Genomic DNA, 16,795 nt, shown 5'->3' on the forward strand with positions numbered 1-16,795 from the left:
TTAGAATGAATGAAAAAATTTGACAAGTAAATTAGGAAAAGTGAATAAAGACTGTCAAGTGATTTTAGGAAAGTACAGAAGCATGGAGATAAGGTGCTTATTACATTGTTTTAAGGCTGTTATCTCCATGGAGTAAGGGCGTTATAACATTGTGATAACTGCCTTTCCTATTTATCCTGCTCGAAAGGGCATAAAACAACACACAGAAAAAACCAAAGGTTTTATTTTGTACTATCTTTGGTTTACATTATCTTTGCAACTAATAACCTGCACCTATTATAAAAAATAAGCAAACAGGCGTGGGCTGCGGTCTCTATGGAGACAGTATAGTCAACAGGTTTTAAGACAAAGCGAATGAAATCGTCGGAATTCTTGGGTAAATTGAAAAGTTTTTATCTGTGGGGAAATCTCCTCGCCATGCTATTGGTGGTGTTCGTTATGGGCATCGGCGTACGCTATGGGCTGAACTGGTACACCCACCATGGTGAAGCTATCATGATTCCGAATGTGAAGAAAAAATCGTTCACTGAAGCCGAAAGCATCTTAAAACAAATGGGACTCAAAGCGGTTGTCAGCGACACAGGATACGTGAAAACACTACCTCCCGATTGTGTCTTAGAGCAAAGCCCTGCTGCTGGTGAAAAGGTGAAAGCAGGTCGTATTATCTATCTCACTATCAATGCCTCCAAATCACCCACTATCACCTTGCCCGATGTCATTGACAACAGCTCCCTGCGAGAGGCAATGGCAAAACTCTCTGCAATGGGATTCAAGGTGGGAATGCCACAGTTTATCCCTGGAGAGAAGGATTGGGTATATGGCATCTTGGTGCGAGGAAAGCACGTAGCTGCTGGTGACAGGATTTCGATTGAAGACTCGTTGATTATCCAAGCAGGAAATGGCATGAGAGATGAAGCCGATTCGGTGAATTACATCGACCCCGTTTATCCTGAATACGATAACGCATCAGATGATGATGTTGACCAATTTGTAGAAGTGAGTGGACCTGTGGAAGAATCAGCAAAGCCCAACCAAACGCCAACCAAAGGGGAGACGACTCCGGATGCACAGAAAGAAACGCCAGCGCCCAAGAAGAGCTACCCCAAGAACCCCCAACCTGCGGAGCCAGCAACACCAAGGAAGGTGAAGCCTTCTCCACAGAAGACACCCGTACACACGCCCAAAAAAGATTAAATGTTAGAAGAGACTAACGACATATCGCTGATAGAAGACGAGGATGACCAGCAGCTATATGAGCATTTTCGTGTTGTGGTAGACAAGAATCAGGAGCCATTGCGTATTGACAAATATATGTTTGAGCGTCTGAAACATTCCAGTCGTAACCGCATACAGAAAGCTGCGGATGCAGGATTTGTACACGTAAACGACCAGCCCGTAAAGAGCAATTACAAGGTTCGCCCGTTAGATGTGATTACGCTCATGCTGGATGCGCCTCAACACGACAGCACCATTGAGGCGGAAGAGATTCCTCTCAACATTGTGTACGAAGACACCGAAGTCATGGTAGTGAACAAACCAGCTGGCATGGTGGTGCATCCCGGGGCAGGAAACTTTCATGGCACGCTCATTAACGCTGTGGCATGGCACCTCAAAGACTTACCAACCTTTGATGCGAACGACCCCGCTGTGGGACTGGTTCATCGCATTGACAAAGACACCAGTGGGCTGTTAGTCATTGCCAAAACGCCAGATGCCAAGACAAAGTTGGGACTACAGTTCTTCAACAAGACCACCCACCGCAGCTACCACGCTTTGGTGTGGGGCAATTTCAATGAAGAGGAGGGACGCATCGAGGGGAACATTGCACGCGATCCCAAAGACCGATTGCGTATGAGTGTGTTTCCTCCAGACAGTGCTGTGGGCAAAACGGCAATCACTCATTACCGAGTATTAGAGCGATTTGGCTATGTCACACTGATAGAGTGCATTCTCGAGACGGGGCGAACACATCAAATCCGTGCCCACATGAAACACATTGGGCACCCTCTATTTGGCGACGAGCGATATGGCGGAATGGAGATTCTTCGTGGACAGCGTAGCTCAACGTATAAAGCATTTATACAAAACTGCCTCAACCTCTGTCATCGCCAAGCCTTACATGCCAAGACCTTGGGCTTCGTACATCCAAAGACCAATCGAGAAATGAACTTCACGTCCGATTTACCAGAGGACATGCAGCAACTCTTACAAAAATGGCGCGTGTACATACATGGCACAACCATAGACACTTTTGATTATTAAACAAGATATTGTTCTTATATGAAAAATTTGAAAAGAAACATTGCCATCGTTTGTGGTGGCGACTCATCAGAATACGACGTGTCTTTACGCTCTGCGCAAGGGCTCTATTCGTTCTTTGACAAAGAACGTTACCATGTGTTTATTGTCACGATACGAGGACTGGACTGGAATGTGTGCTTGGAGGATGGCAGCACTGTCAAAGTGGATAGAAACGACTTTTCCTTTGTACACAACGGCAAGTCGATCATCTTCGACTATGCTTACATCACCATTCATGGCACACCAGGCGAGAATGGTATCATACAGGGCTACTTTGAATTGGTGGACATTCCCTACTCCACCAGTGGAGTCTTGGTGGAAGCCCTGACTTTCAACAAATTTGTTCTGAACCGTTATCTGGCTTCGTTTGGCGTCAAGGTGGCAAAAAGCATCTTGTTAAGGCGTGGTGAGGAATCGAAGCTCTCTGAACAAGAAATAGAGGCACAGTTGGGCATGCCATGCTTTGTCAAACCCGTTGCCGATGGGTCCAGCTTCGGAGTTACAAAAGTAAAGAACTCAGACCAGTTAGCACCTGCATTGCGGGTTGCTTTTATGCAGAACGAGGCTGCCATGATTGAGAGCTATATGAAGGGAGTGGAGCTGTCAATTGGCTGTTATAAGACGAGCGAGAAGGCTGTTGTCTTTCCTGCAACAGAAGTCGTAACGAGCAATGAGTTCTTTGATTACGATGCCAAATACAACGGTCAGGTGCAGGAAATCACACCAGCACGCATCGCCGACGATACAGCCAAGAAGGTTGCCGAAGAGACCAGTAAGATTTATGACATTCTACACTGCAACGGCATTATCCGCATTGACTACATTATCACAAAAGACGAGCAAGGGAACGACGTAGTGAATATGCTCGAAGTCAACACCACTCCGGGCATGACTGCCACCAGTTTCATCCCTCAACAGGTACGGGCTGCAGGACTGGACATCACAGAAGTGTTGACCGAAATCGTAGAAAACCAATTTTAGACTTACCATGCATACCCCAAAAGAATTTGATGACATTCGGCCTTTTGAGCCAGAGGAGCTTCCAGAAGTTTACAACCGGCTACTCGACAATCAGCAATTTCAGCGTGTACTTTCCTATTTTTATCCCGATGTCCCATTGGAGAAGATAGGTGCGCGCATGCGGGCTTGCACAACAAACTTAGCCTTTCAGAAAGTTTTCGGGAACGAATTTGTAACGTTTGTGCTCAACCGAGCTGCAAAGAGCTGGGATATGAACCACAGTGCCATCAGCCCTGAACACAACTACACGTTCATGAGCAACCACAGAGACATTGTACTCGACTCTGCCATTCTGTCTAAGTTGCTCATCGATGCGGGGTTTAAGACCACCTGTGAGATTGCCATTGGCGACAATCTGCTATCACTTCCTTGGGTGAAAGACTTGGTGCGGGTGAACAAATCTTTTATCGTCAAGCGCAGTGCCTCTTTTCGTGAAATGCTGACCTCCAGCAAAACACTGTCTAAGTACATGCACTTTGCCATTCAGGAAAAGAAAGAAAATATTTGGATTGCACAACGGGAAGGGCGTGCGAAAGACTCGGATGACAGAACCTCTGAAAGTATTCTAAAGATGATGTCTATGGGTGGCGAAGGAAGTATCGTGGAGCGACTCACGCAGCTGCATATCGTTCCCATGACCATCTCGTATGAATATGACCCATGCGACTATTTGAAGGCTGCCGAATTTCAACTGAAACGCGACAATCCTGATTGGAAGAAAGGACCACAAGATGATATCATCAGCATGCAGACAGGTATTATGGGCTATAAAGGGCACGTTCATTATCACTGCTCCTCTTGCATTGACGAGTATTTGCAAACCTTAGATTCGGAGATGCCCAAGAACGAATTGTATGCCACCATTGTGCGTCACATCGACCGAGAGATACATCGCCACTATCGACTGTTCCCGAACAACTACATTGCGCATGACCTTTTGACAGGAAAGGACGAACAGACTGCCCATTATCAGCCCGCAGATAAGGTCAACTTTGAACGTTATCTCGCTGAGCAGCTGGAGAAGATTACCTTGCCACAGCCTGACATCGCCTTTTTGCGTGAGCGGATATTGACCATGTATGCCAACCCTTTAAGAAACTATTGGGCAGCATGCAAATAAAACATTGGGTACTCTTCGCTCTACTCGGGTTGTTCACAGCCTGCACCATCAATTCCTATGACAAGGGAGATGGGCGCTACTCGTATCTACGTGCCGAGATGACAGAAATCCATACCTCGGCAAAGAATAAGGTCGACTATGCATGGACGGATGAGGGAAAGAAGTTATCTTTCACGGTACCGTTCACTTGTTCGTGGGCTCATGTACCAGACAGCGTGTATCGCGCGATGCTATATTACACCCAAGACGAAGAATCGACAGTAGGAATGACAGCCCTCCATGTGTGGGTGTTGCGCCCTCAAAAGGCACCGAAGAGAATTCCTTCCGACCCTGTGCAATTAGAAGGTTGCTGGATGAGTAAATCGCAACAGTACTTGAATATAAGAATTGGCGTGATGACAGGCACTCCAGAAGACACGATGTTGCAGCAGAAAATTGGAATTGTCACCCAAAAGAACACGCATCATGCCAATGGCAAGGAGACCCATGACTTGCGCTTATTCCACCATCAAAACAACGTTCCCAGCTATTACGCACGCACATTTTATATCAGCATCCCCACAGACGTTTATAAAAAAGGAGATACCCTCAGTTTTTCTGTAAACACCTATCGCGGTTGGGTGAAGAAAAGCTTTGCTTTGAAATAAGAGCAGAAAGAGCTTTGAAGCGATAAGAAACTTTGAAATTTGCGTTTATAAAGCGACGTTCAACCCACCTTTAGGCACAGCAGTAAAAAGGGGATACACCGTTTGGCATATCCCCTTTGCTCATTATTATATCGAGAGAATTATTTTCCGTTCACCAATCGCATGGTGTCGCGTGCGATGACAATCTCCTCATCGGTAGGAATCACACAAACCGTTACCTTGGAATCGGGGGCAGAGATGATGGCTTCCTTGCCTCGAACCTTGTTGGCTTCGGCATCCATCTTCACACCCAAGAACTCTAATCCACTACAAGCCTCGAGACGAGTACCTATCTGATTCTCGCCTACGCCAGCTGTCCACACGATGATATCAACACCTCCCATGACAGCAGCGTATGCGCCGATGTATTTCTTGATGCGGTAATTGTACATCTTCAGTGCCAACTGAGCTTGTTCGTTGCCTTCATCGGCAGCCGATTCTATCTCACGCATGTCCGATGAGATGCCAGTAATACCGAGCACACCACTCTCCTTATTTAGGAAGTCTGCCATTTCTTGAGGCTTCTTGCCTAACTTCTCCATGAGATAGGTAACAGCTGAAGGGTCGATGTCGCCCGAACGCGAACCCATCATCACACCAGCCAATGGGGTCAATCCCATAGAGGTATCGATGCACTTACCGCCTTTGATGGCTGTTACACTGGCACCATTGCCGATGTGGCAGGTGATGATGCGCATATCCTTGATGTCCTTGCCTAAGAATTCGCACACGCGCTGTGACACATATTTGTGACTGGTGCCATGGAATCCGTAGCGACGCACGTGGTATTTTTTGTACAGTTCGTAGGGAATGGCATAGAGGTAAGCATAATCGGGCATGGTGCTATGGAACGCATTGTCGAACACACACACTTGTGGTGTGGTAGGCATGAGTGCATCCACAGCACGCAAGCCACGCAGATGACCAGCATTGTGCACGGGAGCCAAATCGCACAGGCTCTCAATTCCGTCTTCTACGTGCTTATCTACAATCACGCTATCCTCGAATAGGTCGCCGCCTTGCACGATACGATGCCCTACAGCGTCAATCTCTTCTAATGACTTGATAGCCCCAATCTCGGGGTCGGTGAGCAGAGAGAACACGAAGTTCACGCCCTCTTTGTGGTCAGGCATGTCGTGCATGATTTTCTTCTTCTCGCCATTGGGCAATGTTACTTTCACAAAGGCCTCATCGAGACCAATACGTTCTACACCTCCTTGAGCCAACACTGACTCATCGGTCATGTTGTAGAGTTTATACTTGATAGAGCTGCTTCCGCAGTTTAATACTAAGATGTTCATTAGTGAGTTTATGAGTTTGTTAGTTTGTTAGTTGATAAGTTTTTTAGTTCACGAGTTTACAAGTTGACGAGTTAACGAGTTGATGGTTTTTTACTAAGTTTACAAGTTCACGAGTTGACAAGTTTACCAGTTGATAGTTCTTTTACTAAGTTTACAAGTTAACGAGTTTACAAGTTTACCAGTTGATAGTTCTCAAGCAAAAAGTCTACTAACTCGTAAACTTGTTACTTGTCAACTCGTCAACTAAGAAATCTATTTACTCGTTCACTCGTCAACTTGTCAACTCGTCAACTTATAAACTAAATCACCTCTACTCCGCTTTCTTGGCATCTTGTGCCTGGCAAGCGGTGATGGCAACCATATAATAGATGTCGTCTACCGAGCAACCGCGGCTAAGGTCGTTCACTGGGCGCGCAATTCCCTGCAAGATAGGTCCTATGGCAATGGCATTGCCCAAGCGTTGTACCAGCTTGTAGCCAATGTTTCCTACTTCCAAATTGGGAACCACCAATACGTTGGCATTGCCAGCGATAGCACTTCCCGGCGCTTTCTTTTGTCCTACCGACATCACCAAAGCGGCATCGGCTTGTAACTCGCCATCGATTTTGAGTTGTGGGGCACGCTGCTTTGCTAATTTTGTAGCTTCAGCAACCTTGGACACCACTTCATGAGAGGCACTACCCTTGGTAGAGAAGCTCAACATCGCTACGCGTGGTTCCTTGAAACCTGCCACACTCTTTGCCGTTTCAGCGGTAGTCACGGCAATTTGAGCCAACTGATCCACATCGGGAACAGGCGTAACAGCCACGTCACCCATAACCACTACACCATTTTCGCCATACTCCTTTGCCTGCGTAATCAACAGCATGGCACCACTCACGCAAGTGACACCGGGCGCACACTTGATGATTTGCAATGCTGGGCGCAAAGTGTCTCCCGTAGTACTCAAGGCTCCGCTAATCTGTCCATCGGCACCTTCGGTCTTGATAATCATGCAACCTAAGTATAAAGGATTCTTCACCAACTCGCGTGCTTGCTCAATGGTCATACCCTTTTTCTTTCTAAGTTCGGCTAACAGCGAGGCATATTCTTCACTCTTGGGATTGTTTTCAGGGTCAATGATAGTAGCCTTGTCAATATTCTTCAGCGCTCGCGCTTCTGCCATTTTGTGAATCTCCGTTGGGTTACCAATCAAGATAATGTCTGCAATGTCGTCGGCCAATACACGGTCAGCGGCACGTAGCGTTCGCTCCTCCAATGCTTCGGGGAGCACAATACGTTGTTTGTCGGCTTTTGCTCGCTCAACAATTTGCTGTAATAAATCCATGATGTTGTTATTTATATTTTGATTTGTGTCATAATAGCGGCATCCACATGCCTTCAACCTCTGCTGGACACCGATGTTAAAAGAAGTGGGAACCCATTGGCATCCATCAAGATTGCAGTTGCAAAAATAACAAATATTATCGACATGCGGAATGAAACGCCCATAAAAATACCAAACATCGCAAAAAGGACTGTATTCCACGAAAGAATACAGTCCTCAGTTTATATTTTGAATCTACTTGATGAGGGCGTCCATCTCTTTATAGCAACAGCGCTATAGAAGGACGTTACCCTATTAAGGATTCTGTTTCAAGTTAGGATTAGCATTGATTTCCTTTACAGGAAGCTGATGCAAGAATTCCTTGGCGTCTGTTGCCATCTTCTTTTGTGCAGAAGCCTTGTGGTTAGAAGGAACTACAACCTCCTTGCCATCTTTATCTATCGCTTTATAGCCCTTGGTGCGGTCAATGGTTTCCTTCCAGCGCTTCATATCAAACCAGTTGGTACCTTCGCCCCAAAGTTCTATACGACGTTGGAAACGAACTTCCTTGCGAAGTGCGTCTTGTGTAGCAGGAGCCTCGAAAGCAGGGTTGCGTTTTTTAGCAAAAGCGTTAAGCTCTGCCTGTGCTTCGCTTAATTTGTTTTGTTCAACCAATGCTTCTATTTCGAGCAAGATAGGGTCTTGAACGCGAATAAAACAATAATCTTGTTCCATACCAGCATCACCAGCGATAAACTTCACCTGTTCAAAATCATCGAGTTTATCCAGTGATTTCATTTCTGGATTGTGGGTTTGAGCAAGCATTGAAGATGCTACATCAGGATATTCTTCCTTATTAATCCAAAGTTTTCTACGTGAGTCGGTCTTCGGAATTTGATTGTACAGATAGTTGTAAATCAGTTTTGTCTTTCCACCTGCAGCATATCCACGAGCCAAGAAGTGGTCGATATGGCTCCAGTAAGATGCCCACAGTGTAGAGTTTTGTGAGTTGATGTCATATCCCCACAAGATATCAGCCTGACCAATATCCCATCCACGAGCAGGTTCGGACACCTTATCAGATCCACCTTCGGCAGCAATCTTTGCATATTTTTCCACATTAGCCCAATCTTCCATTTGTGCATAAGCCTTAGCCAAATAAGCAGCAGCCACGGCACGATCGGCATCTGTGCGAACACCTGTGTTCTTACAGTTCTTAACAGCAAAGGTCAAATCCTCAATAATCTGTTTGTACACCTCTTGTACGGTAGCACGAGACAGGTTCTGGTCAGTCGATTTCAAAGCCAAAGGCACGCCCAAAGCAGTTTCGTGTCCTTTGTACGTATGCTGATAGAAGTTAATCAAGTGGAAATAAGCAATGCCACGAAGTGCCAAAGCCTCTCCTTTTGCAGCCAACACTCCAGGGTCGGTTGATTCTTGTGCAAAGTAAGTCTCCAAGTGCAGATTCACCTTTGCAATGATTTCATAGAACTGTCCCCATGTAGAACGGGTACGGCGGTAATTCTCCATACGGTTATCGATTTGATAATCAAACTGGAACCAGTTCCAATTTTGATAAGCCACATCCTCACACATCATGTCAGTAGCTATCTGGAATGCTTTCAAACCGAAATCATCGTGGGAGTCATAAAAATCTTGGAAAATCGTATAGATCTTCGCAATGGCAGCCTTTGCAACTCCTGTCTGTGTCTCGGGATTAGCAATCAATTCATCGTGTCGCTGCTGAGTTTCATATTCAGAAACCTCGGGATCGAGATTGCACCCTACGATACCGAACGTGAAAGCGAGTGCAGCTGCAACTTTTATATAATTCTTCATATTTCTTATGTTTTATAGTCGTTTATAAAGCTGTTTCTTATAAATTCAGGTTGATACCAAACGAGAGTGCGCGAACGGCGCTGTTTACACTATATTGCTGATTGCCGCTGAGCACGATTCTCGGGTCAAGGCCCTTTCTCTTTGACCACAGTCCCAAGTTGTCGGCTGCGAAGTAAAGACGAAGTCCCTGGATTTTAGCCTTATTCAACACACTCTTTGGCAATGAGTAGCCCAAAGTAAGGTTATTCAAGCTGAGATAAGAGCCATCAATAAGGAAACGGTCAGAACCCTGAGTGAGACTTTGATTTTGGTTATGCAAACGTGGAACGTCGGTGTTGGTGTTCTCGGGTGTCCAGTGGTTCAGGATATCCTTGTGCCAGTTTGTACCTGGTGTACCTGACGACATTAATTGACGATAACTGCCATCGTAAACCTTTCCGCCCACTCTATAAGAGAATTGAACCGAGAAGTCGAACCCGTAGGCTGCTGCGTTCGCATAGAAACCTCCTGCTATTTTTGGCAACGCCGAGCCCACAAACTGTCTGTCCTTTAACGAACTACGGTAGTCTTTGCTGGCTACTTTCTCAAATTGATTTTCTTTCTCATTCCAGCGCCAGTACATTTGATCACCATTCTCTGGATTGACACCTGCCGATTTAACCATGTAGTAGTCGAAGATACCACCTTGCTCCTTCAAGATACGGTTACCTTTGGAGATACCGTCTTTTCTGAACTGTTCGGGCAATTCGGTAATCTTGTTCGTGTAAGTAGTTCCATTCACACCTACATTGACATTGACATTTCGATCGTTGTACACGTTAGATGAAAGGTTGAATTCAAAACCTGTATTTACCATTTTACCGAAGTTCACTGGTTCAGAATCGAATCCTGTCGTTGAAGAGATAGGAAGGTTGAAGAGCATATCGGATGTACGACGGCTAAAGAAGTCGAGTTCACCAGCAATCAAACCCTTCCAGAACGAGAATTCCAAACCAACGTCAAAGTTGTTATTCTTTTCCCAAGTAATGTTTTCATTACCTTTATAAGCAGGTCCGTAAACACTTTCGGTACCCGTAGAGGCAATACGATAAAGGTTGGTATACGGCGTATAAGCACGCAAAGGAGGATCCGTATTTGGCAAGTACAGATAGTCATTACCCTGTACACCGTAGCTAACACGCAGCTTCAGGTTTTGGATAGCATCAACGTCTTTCAAGAAGTTTTCCTGATTGATGCGCCACGATGCGCCCAAGCTCCAGAATGTACCCCAGCGATGATCGGGATGGAATACGGAAGAACCATCACGGCGCAAAGAAGCAGAAGCGTAATATTTATCCATGTAGTCGGTTGTTACCTGTCCGAAGTAGCCTTCTACCTTATATTCGCGACCATAAGAGTCTAAGTCGGAAATGTTGGCACCCGAACGGAATTCTGGCAATGTAGGATCGAGCAACCCTTTCTTCTCGCCTTTTAAGAAGTTGGATTTCTCATTATAGTTTTCATGTCCCAGCATCACATGTACACCAAAATCATTGAAGGTCTTGTCCCATTTCAATATTTGGTTCCAGTTCAGTGACACTGTTTGGTTCACTTCTTTATCAAGAATACCACCATAAGCCTGTCCATCACCAACGAGTGGGTTCATCATGTTGGTCCAACGCCACCAGTTGCCATTAAATGTAGCCGTAGAGCTAAACTTAAAGTTGTAAGGCAGTTTCACATCTACACGCGCGTTTTGCGTGAGGTAGTAGTTGATATTTTTCGTAATATTGAGTTCGGTTTGCCGAATCAGGTTCATACCTCCAGCATACATTCGAGACTGAGAATCGTCGTAAACCATCTCTCCATGAGCGTCACGCAAAATCTTACCATCTTTATCATGCTTGAAAATAGGATAGATAGGCGCAATCATACGGCTCCACATAAACAAGTTACTATAGTTGCCTTCCTCATATTGCGCAGGATTTTGTGCAGTAGTCCTGGCAAATTGCGAAGAAGCACCGATGCGTAACCAGTCGGTAATATCCGAATCGTATGACATACGAGTCGTCAAGCGCTCAAATTTGGTCTTCATACTGAAGCCACGATCGTTCAAGTAACCTACAGAGAAATACACCTTCGACTTAGCCGAACCCTTGGTGATACTCAGGTTATATTCTTCACGTGTCTTGGGTTCATACAATGTACCTATCCAATCGTTGAAGTTGGCAGCATCTTCGTAGCGAATAGGTGCTGTGGTCAGATTACCTTTTTCGTCAACTACTTTGTCATTGGGTGTACTATACACATTATATCCCAACTCATCTATCAAATTAGCCGAAGCCCATTGTCCAGGGTTTTTCTCAGGTTCATCAATGAAAGTAACCGAGTTTTTGAGTCCCTCCCAAGTAAGTTTATAATACATACCGGGGTCGGTAATGATATCATATTCGGGAACAGCACGCTGATTGGTACCAATGCGGGCATCGAAAGACACCTGAACTTTTCCCTTGTTACCGCTCTTGGTGGTAATCATGATGACACCATTGGCACCACGTGCACCATACAAAGCAGCAGAAGCAGCATCTTTCAGTACGTTGATGCTCTCGATATCCTTGGTGTTAATAGCGTTAATCTCGCCACTGTAAGGAGCACCATCGAGAATAATCAATGGTGAACTGGAAGCGTTCAACGAACCGATACCGCGAATACGCATCGTTGTTGACGATCCTGCACGTCCTGAGGGAGATGTAACTGACAAACCAGCAACCATACCCTCCAAAGCCTTAGAAGCATCGGCAGCCTGCACTTTCTCCAATTTCTTAGAGTCTACATTCGTTGCAGAACCTGTATAGGTAGATTTCTTTACTGTACCATAAGCTACAACGATTACTTCATCGAGCTTACTGTCGTCGCTTACCAATCTAATGGTCATGTTGTTGGTAGCAACAACTGTTTTGGTCACCATTCCAATGTAAGAAACCATGAGTTTTGCACCAGTGGGTACACTCAAGGTAAACTTACCCTCAATGTTAGTAGCGGTACCATTTTTGGTTCCTTGAACTATGACGGAGGCGCCAACAACAGGCTGACCATCATCTGCAGAAATCACAGTACCGTTAATCTGTATTTGTGCCATTGCCATACCTATGCTTAGGAAGAGGCAAGCGAGAAACAATGTTAGTCTTTTTTCCATAAGTTCTCTTTTTAGTTAATTAAATTGTATAATGTTAAAAATAATTCGTTACTTTTTAAGCAAAATAGCCGTCAACACAATGGTCTCTTTGTTTCATCAAGCTTGCTTTGTCTTTCAGATTTATTTCAACATATCTTCAAAAGTTGTAAACGATAACTTGCAAACTACTTTTACTTGATATTCGCAAAAATAAATCAAATTTTTAGAATAAGCAAGAAAAACACAAAAAAAATGTTTAATCTTTTCTCAAAAAACTAATAAATACAAAATCAATCGTGTTAGGAAACAAGAGTCTTAAAATCAATAAAGGTATTGAAAACGAATAGAATACGACAAAATGATGATAAAAAATAGAATAAATATAGCAAAATGATTACTTAGAATATTTTTTTCTTTTGCCCTTGCACAAGCCCCTAATTGAAAGAAATAAACAGGCACGTTGATAAAAAAAATAAGAAAAGTGGGCATAAAAACATCAATTTAATACCCACCAAGCGTCATTGCTCACACGCACGGAGATAAGAATAAGGTGTCAAGATGGACCCTGCACGGCAAGCCCGATTTTATGGTGCTTTCAGGTGGTGTTCTTATAACAATGTAATAACGCCCTTACTCCATGGAGATAACAGCCTTATAGTAATGTAATAAGCACCTTATCTCCATGCTTCAGCGGGAGTACTTTGATGAAACTCGTAACTCATTATATATAACAACGTTATGAATTTCAATAAAAATCATGATTTCATCTTTTCTTGCATTTGCTCGATACACTGTGCAATGTATTGCTTGAACTTTGCATCGTGCAAAATCTCGATGTCATGAAAAAGTCCTAACACAAATCTGCCAATGCCCAAATAACTCACCATGTCGGCTTTGAAAATCCAGTGTTTGCCGTCCTTATCGGGTGCAACATAAGGTTGAGCCATAGGATATTCTTCTATCAATATATTGTATGCTAACTGACCGAGCCGCAACTTGATGGGCAGTTTCTGGTCACCACTGAACATAAAAATATCGGTGAAAACTTCGCGGTGCTTGTCTTCGTTCATCCAAAACACATCCATCGTATCTATGCGCTGAACACGAGACAACTTGAAGGTTTTGCAGACTCCCGACTGGATTTCATAACAACGCACATCCATATCGTCGTTCATCAGCAAGAAAGGCTCTACCATGCGGTCGGAGACGGTACGACTGTGCGGAGAAGAATAACCTTTCAGCACCACAACATTCTTGCTTGCAATTGCCTCTTTCAACGCCCGGATGTGTTGGTGGATGCGCTTCAGGGCGGTGGGAGAGAACGACCCTTCCAATCCATAATAGCGATCAAGTTTGGTCTTGAGCAGGGTGGTCATCATATCCTTTTGATGACTGTTTTCTAACAAGCGGCGCAGATAGCGGGCTTCATCTACGGTCAATGCAATATTGGAGTGCAAGCGTTTGAAAAATCGACTGGAGGGATCGATACGATAATAAGCGCCTGTCTTCACTACTTGAAAACCGCTCCTACGGAAATATTCCAAATAATAATACAAATTGCGTCGAGAGACATGCAGCTGATCCGCCAACTGCTGCGCTGTATAATTATTGTTATCGGTGAGCAACAACAGTAAATCGAGTTCGTTTCCAAATTTATCCAATCGCATGAGAGAAGAGGTGGTGAGTTTTTGAATTGGTGAGTTTTTGAGTTTTTGAGTTTTTAAGTTGGTGGGTTTTTATGTTTTTGAGTACTTAAGGTTGTGAGTTGAGGAGTTAATGAGGATGTCCTTGCAGGTTTCTTTCTATCCACATCAAAATAACACTCAAGCATCAGAAATCCAATGACAATTCGGTGTTACCCAAAAGATTGTACGAACGCCGATGATAGGGAGTAACCCCATATTGCTGAATGGCGGCTCGGTGCTCACGGGTGGGATAACCCATGTTCGACTCCCAATGATATTGGGGATATTCTTCTGCCAACCGATCCATATAGTCGTCGCGAAATGTTTTTGCCAAAATGCTGGCTGCCGCAATGCTTTGATATTTCGCATCGCCTTTGACAATCGTCGTATAAGGTATGTCGTGATAGGGTGTGAACCTGTTGCCGTCGACAATAATGGCTTGCGGTCGAACCTTTAGCTGATCCAAGGCACGGTGCATCGCCAAGAAACTGGCACGCAGAATATTGATTTCGTCAATTTCTTGGGGTGAAACCTCACCCACTGCCCACGCCACAGCCGCTTGCATGATGACTTCACGCAGTTCGTTGCGCTTCTTCCGAGTGAGCTGTTTAGAATCGTTCAGCACATGATTGTCGTAATCGGAAGGCAAGATAACGGCAGCGGCAAAGACACTTCCTGCTAAGCATCCACGCCCAGCTTCATCGCAACCCGCTTCGATAAGATTTGGGTAATAATGAGATTTCAACACGTGCTTCATTGTTTATTTGTCAAATTATGTTAACCTACAACATCAATTAACTAAAACGATATATGGTGGAAAAACTAGTTCCATATCTCTCCGTATTTTTGCAGTCATCAAGAACATCAACCTTTATATATATAGAACAATGGAAAAGAATATCATGATTCAAGCAGAGAAAACGAACCAGAACGAGTTTGCCAAGAAAATTGCACGACAACTGCTCTCACCTTTGGCGTGGCTTCGCCAATACTACGAGCAAGTGACAGAGCGCAAGCTTAGCTTACAAGAGACGGGGTGGTTACTGAATGCCCAATTGGCATTTGTGATGACCGTGTTTCCTGTAGAGGCGCCATTTGCCACTCGACTTCTCTGTTGCTTGTGGCTGCTCCATGCGGTGCTGAAGTGCAAACAGTTTTTGTAATCAGAACATTTTGCTCACACGCTCGATACCTGCCACCAAGACGTCGATTTCTTCTTTGGTGGTGTACAAACCAAACGAAGCACGCACCGTACCCAAAATACTCAATCGCTCCATGAGAGGTTGGGCGCAATGATGCCCCGTACGAACAGCGATGCCAAGACGGTCGAGCAAGGTGCCGAGGTCCATGGGATGAATGTCTCCGACGTGAAAACTAATGACGGCATCTTTGGCAGAAGAAGTGCCATAAATCCCCAGCTGGTCAATTTGCTGCAATTGGTGGGTGGCATAGGCAGTGAGTTCTTGTTCGTGTTGCGCAATGTTCTCCATGCCTAAACGAGACAAATAGTCGAGTGCCACTGCCAGTCCGTGAGTAGCGATGTAATCGGGCGTTCCAGCCTCAAACTTGAGTGGAGGACGTTCGAACGTCACTTTGTCAAAAGAGACATGACTAATCATCTCGCCTCCTCCCTGATAGGGTGGCAAACGGTCGAGCCATTCTTCCTTACCATACAGCACCCCAACTCCAGTGGGTCCGTAAGCTTTATGGCCGCTGAACACGAAGAAGTCGCAATCCAAAAGTTGCATATCCACGGCAAAGTGAGGTGTGCTTTGCGCTCCATCCACCATAACAGGTACCCCATGCGCATGCGCGATGGCAATCATTTGCTGAACAGGGTTGATTGTTCCCAATACATTGCTGACATGGGTGATACTGACAAACTTTGTTTTCTCTGTGAAAAGCTCCTCGTACGCATCCATGATGAGTTCTCCCTCATCCGTCATAGGAATCACTTTGAGTACAATGCCACGCTTCTTGGCTTGCAGTTGCCAAGGCACGATATTGGAATGATGCTCCATGACTGACAAAATCACCTCATCACCTGCCTGCATAAAAGTTTCTGCAAATGTAGAAGCGACGAGGTTGAGTCCCTCTGTAGTCCCTCGCGTGAAGACAATTTCGGCAGGCGACTTAGCGTGAATAAACTGCTGTACAGTTTGACGAGCTTGCTCGTGTAGTTCGGTAGCCTGTTGTGACAACCAATGTACACCTCGATGCACATTGGCATTGACGTTGAGATATTCGTCTCGCATGGCATCCAAGACACAAAGCGGCTTCTGCGTTGTCGCTGCATTATCCAAGTAGACCAATGGCTGCCCATACACTTTTCGTGATAAGATAGGGAAGTCTTTTCGAATGGAAATTATATCATACATAATTA

The 16,795-nt window shown here is 44.9% G+C and carries 13 protein-coding genes; 6 read left to right on the forward strand and 7 right to left on the reverse strand.

Annotated features, from left to right (window positions below; all coding sequences use genetic code 11):
• The first annotated feature begins 354 nt into the window (after nucleotides 1-354).
• Genes DEM91_RS08035 through DEM91_RS08055 form a run of 5 tightly spaced genes read left to right on the forward strand, consistent with a single transcriptional unit; the run spans nucleotide 355 to nucleotide 5,088 of the window.
• Entirely contained in the window at nucleotides 355-1,194 is an 840-nt protein-coding gene (locus DEM91_RS08035) for a PASTA domain-containing protein (protein WP_249858557.1), read from the forward strand.
• A complete protein-coding gene (locus DEM91_RS08040) occupies nucleotides 1,195-2,262 on the forward strand; it encodes an RluA family pseudouridine synthase (protein WP_249858558.1) in 1,068 nt (355 codons plus the stop codon). It begins immediately after the preceding gene.
• Between the two features lie 18 nt (nucleotides 2,263-2,280).
• Nucleotides 2,281-3,282 carry a D-alanine--D-alanine ligase gene (locus DEM91_RS08045; RefSeq protein WP_008124882.1) on the forward strand — a complete coding sequence of 334 codons (1,002 nt, stop codon included), beginning with the start codon at nucleotides 2,281-2,283 and terminating at the stop codon, nucleotides 3,280-3,282.
• Between the two features lie 7 nt (nucleotides 3,283-3,289).
• Nucleotides 3,290-4,441 (forward strand): 1-acyl-sn-glycerol-3-phosphate acyltransferase, encoded by a 1,152-nt coding sequence (locus tag DEM91_RS08050; protein ID WP_249858559.1) that lies wholly within the window; start codon nucleotides 3,290-3,292, stop codon nucleotides 4,439-4,441.
• Complete coding sequence (locus tag DEM91_RS08055; protein WP_025072651.1) at nucleotides 4,432-5,088, forward strand: hypothetical protein; 657 nt, start codon at nucleotides 4,432-4,434, stop codon at nucleotides 5,086-5,088. Before DEM91_RS08050 ends, DEM91_RS08055 begins: the two co-directional genes overlap by 10 nt.
• 140 nt (nucleotides 5,089-5,228) lie before the next feature.
• On the opposite strand, the gene DEM91_RS08060 is transcribed toward DEM91_RS08055, so the two are convergent.
• The 6 genes from DEM91_RS08060 to DEM91_RS08085 form a co-directional block, all read right to left on the reverse strand.
• The gene (locus DEM91_RS08060; RefSeq protein WP_249858560.1) at nucleotides 5,229-6,428 is read right to left on the reverse strand and encodes an acetate kinase; all 1,200 of its coding nucleotides are present in this window, start codon (nucleotides 6,426-6,428) and stop codon (nucleotides 5,229-5,231) included.
• Between the two features lie 310 nt (nucleotides 6,429-6,738).
• Entirely contained in the window at nucleotides 6,739-7,755 is a 1,017-nt protein-coding gene (pta, locus tag DEM91_RS08065; protein ID WP_195252443.1) for a phosphate acetyltransferase, read from the reverse strand.
• 294 nt (nucleotides 7,756-8,049) lie between these two features.
• Complete coding sequence (locus DEM91_RS08070; protein ID WP_103003554.1) at nucleotides 8,050-9,573, reverse strand: RagB/SusD family nutrient uptake outer membrane protein; 1,524 nt, start codon at nucleotides 9,571-9,573, stop codon at nucleotides 8,050-8,052.
• A gap of 37 nt (nucleotides 9,574-9,610) precedes the next feature.
• Nucleotides 9,611-12,748, reverse strand: coding sequence for a SusC/RagA family TonB-linked outer membrane protein (locus tag DEM91_RS08075; protein WP_249858561.1), 3,138 nt, complete (start codon nucleotides 12,746-12,748; stop codon nucleotides 9,611-9,613).
• Between the two features lie 734 nt (nucleotides 12,749-13,482).
• Nucleotides 13,483-14,394: a helix-turn-helix transcriptional regulator gene (locus DEM91_RS08080; RefSeq protein WP_249858562.1), complete on the reverse strand. Its 912-nt coding sequence runs from the start codon at nucleotides 14,392-14,394 to the stop codon at nucleotides 13,483-13,485.
• Nucleotides 14,395-14,557: 163 nt separating this feature from the next.
• Complete coding sequence (locus DEM91_RS08085) at nucleotides 14,558-15,160, reverse strand: ribonuclease HII (protein WP_036927399.1); 603 nt, start codon at nucleotides 15,158-15,160, stop codon at nucleotides 14,558-14,560.
• Nucleotides 15,161-15,299: 139 nt separating this feature from the next.
• On the opposite strand from DEM91_RS08085, the gene DEM91_RS08090 reads away from it, so the two are divergent.
• Entirely contained in the window at nucleotides 15,300-15,575 is a 276-nt protein-coding gene (locus DEM91_RS08090; RefSeq protein WP_249858563.1) for an ATP-binding protein, read from the forward strand.
• Here the strand turns inward: DEM91_RS08090 and DEM91_RS08095 are convergent, their stop codons facing one another.
• A complete protein-coding gene (locus DEM91_RS08095) occupies nucleotides 15,576-16,790 on the reverse strand; it encodes an aminotransferase class V-fold PLP-dependent enzyme (RefSeq protein WP_249858564.1) in 1,215 nt (404 codons plus the stop codon). It lies immediately after the preceding gene.
• Nucleotides 16,791-16,795 lie beyond the last annotated feature (5 nt).

The sequence above is a fragment of the Prevotella sp. TCVGH genome, assembly GCF_023522295.1.
Lineage (GTDB): Bacteria > Bacteroidota > Bacteroidia > Bacteroidales > Bacteroidaceae > Prevotella > Prevotella timonensis.

Bases quoted from the DNA above. Each gene is read 5' to 3' on its own strand.
- DEM91_RS08035 (WP_249858557.1), top strand. From the start codon at position 355: ATGAAATCGTCGGAATTCTTGGGTAAATTGAAAAGTTTTTATCTGTGG.
- DEM91_RS08040 (WP_249858558.1), top strand. From the start codon at position 1,195: ATGTTAGAAGAGACTAACGACATATCGCTGATAGAAGACGAGGATGAC.
- DEM91_RS08045 (WP_008124882.1), top strand. From the start codon at position 2,281: ATGAAAAATTTGAAAAGAAACATTGCCATCGTTTGTGGTGGCGACTCA.
- DEM91_RS08050 (WP_249858559.1), top strand. From the start codon at position 3,290: ATGCATACCCCAAAAGAATTTGATGACATTCGGCCTTTTGAGCCAGAG.
- DEM91_RS08055 (WP_025072651.1), top strand. From the start codon at position 4,432: ATGCAAATAAAACATTGGGTACTCTTCGCTCTACTCGGGTTGTTCACA.
- DEM91_RS08060 (WP_249858560.1), bottom strand. From the start codon at position 6,428: ATGAACATCTTAGTATTAAACTGCGGAAGCAGCTCTATCAAGTATAAA.
- pta (WP_195252443.1), bottom strand. From the start codon at position 7,755: ATGGATTTATTACAGCAAATTGTTGAGCGAGCAAAAGCCGACAAACAA.
- DEM91_RS08070 (WP_103003554.1), bottom strand. From the start codon at position 9,573: ATGAAGAATTATATAAAAGTTGCAGCTGCACTCGCTTTCACGTTCGGT.
- DEM91_RS08075 (WP_249858561.1), bottom strand. From the start codon at position 12,748: ATGGAAAAAAGACTAACATTGTTTCTCGCTTGCCTCTTCCTAAGCATA.
- DEM91_RS08080 (WP_249858562.1), bottom strand. From the start codon at position 14,394: ATGCGATTGGATAAATTTGGAAACGAACTCGATTTACTGTTGTTGCTC.
- DEM91_RS08090 (WP_249858563.1), top strand. From the start codon at position 15,300: ATGGAAAAGAATATCATGATTCAAGCAGAGAAAACGAACCAGAACGAG.
- DEM91_RS08095 (WP_249858564.1), bottom strand. From the start codon at position 16,790: ATGTATGATATAATTTCCATTCGAAAAGACTTCCCTATCTTATCACGA.